This is a genomic window from Escherichia sp. MOD1-EC6162 (genome assembly GCF_002965125.1).
Lineage (GTDB): Bacteria > Pseudomonadota > Gammaproteobacteria > Enterobacterales > Enterobacteriaceae > Escherichia > Escherichia marmotae.
The window spans coordinates 1-2,680 of the sequence record NZ_PTSB01000063.1 but is presented as its reverse complement, the minus strand read 5'-3'; the positions used below and the strand labels follow the sequence as shown (position 1 = coordinate 2,680).

The 2,680-nt window shown below is 53.1% G+C and carries 1 rRNA gene; it reads left to right on the top strand.

The window, feature by feature from the left end:
* Positions 1 to 2,619, top strand: a 23S ribosomal RNA gene (locus tag A9587_RS24030); the annotation flags it as partial.
* Positions 2,620 to 2,680 lie beyond the last annotated feature (61 nt).

The following is a 2,680-nucleotide window of genomic DNA, read 5'->3' as shown; positions in this document are numbered from 1 at the left end:
TGTGTGTTAGTGGAAGCGTCTGGAAAGGCGTGCGATACAGGGTGACAGCCCCGTACACAAAAATGCACATGCTGTGAGCTCGATGAGTAGGGCGGGACACGTGGTATCCTGTCTGAATATGGGGGGACCATCCTCCAAGGCTAAATACTCCTGACTGACCGATAGTGAACCAGTACCGTGAGGGAAAGGCGAAAAGAACCCCGGCGAGGGGAGTGAAAAAGAACCTGAAACCGTGTACGTACAAGCAGTGGGAGCCTCTTTATGGGGTGACTGCGTACCTTTTGTATAATGGGTCAGCGACTTATATTCTGTAGCAAGGTTAACCGAATAGGGGAGCCGAAGGGAAACCGAGTCTTAACTGGGCGTTAAGTTGCAGGGTATAGACCCGAAACCCGGTGATCTAGCCATGGGCAGGTTGAAGGTTGGGTAACACTAACTGGAGGACCGAACCGACTAATGTTGAAAAATTAGCGGATGACTTGTGGCTGGGGGTGAAAGGCCAATCAAACCGGGAGATAGCTGGTTCTCCCCGAAAGCTATTTAGGTAGCGCCTCGTGAATTCATCTCCGGGGGTAGAGCACTGTTTCGGCAAGGGGGTCATCCCGACTTACCAACCCGATGCAAACTGCGAATACCGGAGAATGTTATCACGGGAGACACACGGCGGGTGCTAACGTCCGTCGTGAAGAGGGAAACAACCCAGACCGCCAGCTAAGGTCCCAAAGTCATGGTTAAGTGGGAAACGATGTGGGAAGGCCCAGACAGCCAGGATGTTGGCTTAGAAGCAGCCATCATTTAAAGAAAGCGTAATAGCTCACTGGTCGAGTCGGCCTGCGCGGAAGATGTAACGGGGCTAAACCATGCACCGAAGCTGCGGCAGCGACACTATGTGTTGTTGGGTAGGGGAGCGTTCTGTAAGCCGTTGAAGGTGTGCTGTGAGGCATGCTGGAGGTATCAGAAGTGCGAATGCTGACATAAGTAACGATAAAGCGGGTGAAAAGCCCGCTCGCCGGAAGACCAAGGGTTCCTGTCCAACGTTAATCGGGGCAGGGTGAGTCGACCCCTAAGGCGAGGCCGAAAGGCGTAGTCGATGGGAAACAGGTTAATATTCCTGTACTTGGTGTTACTGCGAAGGGGGGACGGAGAAGGCTATGTTGGCCGGGCGACGGTTGTCCCGGTTTAAGCGTGTAGGCTGATTTTCCAGGCAAATCCGGAGAATCAAGGCTGAGGCGTGATGACGAGGCACTACGGTGCTGAAGCAACAAATGCCCTGCTTCCAGGAAAAGCCTCTAAGCATCAGGTAACATCAAATCGTACCCCAAACCGACACAGGTGGTCAGGTAGAGAATACCAAGGCGCTTGAGAGAACTCGGGTGAAGGAACTAGGCAAAATGGTGCCGTAACTTCGGGAGAAGGCACGCTGATATGTAGGTGAAGCGACTTGCTCGTGGAGCTGAAATCAGTCGAAGATACCAGCTGGCTGCAACTGTTTATTAAAAACACAGCACTGTGCAAACACGAAAGTGGACGTATACGGTGTGACGCCTGCCCGGTGCCGGAAGGTTAATTGATGGGGTCAGCCGCAAGGCGAAGCTCTTGATCGAAGCCCCGGTAAACGGCGGCCGTAACTATAACGGTCCTAAGGTAGCGAAATTCCTTGTCGGGTAAGTTCCGACCTGCACGAATGGCGTAATGATGGCCAGGCTGTCTCCACCCGAGACTCAGTGAAATTGAACTCGCTGTGAAGATGCAGTGTACCCGCGGCAAGACGGAAAGACCCCGTGAACCTTTACTATAGCTTGACACTGAACATTGAGCCTTGATGTGTAGGATAGGTGGGAGGCTTTGAAGTGTGGACGCCAGTCTGCATGGAGCCGACCTTGAAATACCACCCTTTAATGTTTGATGTTCTAACGTGGACCCGTGATCCGGGTTGCGGACAGTGTCTGGTGGGTAGTTTGACTGGGGCGGTCTCCTCCTAAAGAGTAACGGAGGAGCACGAAGGTTGGCTAATCCTGGTCGGACATCAGGAGGTTAGTGCAATGGCATAAGCCAGCTTGACTGCGAGCGTGACGGCGCGAGCAGGTGCGAAAGCAGGTCATAGTGATCCGGTGGTTCTGAATGGAAGGGCCATCGCTCAACGGATAAAAGGTACTCCGGGGATAACAGGCTGATACCGCCCAAGAGTTCATATCGACGGCGGTGTTTGGCACCTCGATGTCGGCTCATCACATCCTGGGGCTGAAGTAGGTCCCAAGGGTATGGCTGTTCGCCATTTAAAGTGGTACGCGAGCTGGGTTTAGAACGTCGTGAGACAGTTCGGTCCCTATCTGCCGTGGGCGCTGGAGAACTGAGGGGGGCTGCTCCTAGTACGAGAGGACCGGAGTGGACGCATCACTGGTGTTCGGGTTGTCATGCCAATGGCACTGCCCGGTAGCTAAATGCGGAAGAGATAAGTGCTGAAAGCATCTAAGCACGAAACTTGCCCCGAGATGAGTTCTCCCTGAGACTTTAAGTCTCCTGAAGGAACGTTGAAGACGACGACGTTGATAGGCCGGGTGTGTAAGCGCAGCGATGCGTTGAGCTAACCGGTACTAATGAACCGTGAGGCTTAACCTTACAACGCCGAAGATGTTTTGGCGGATGAGAGAAGATTTTCAGCCTGATACAGATTAGATTA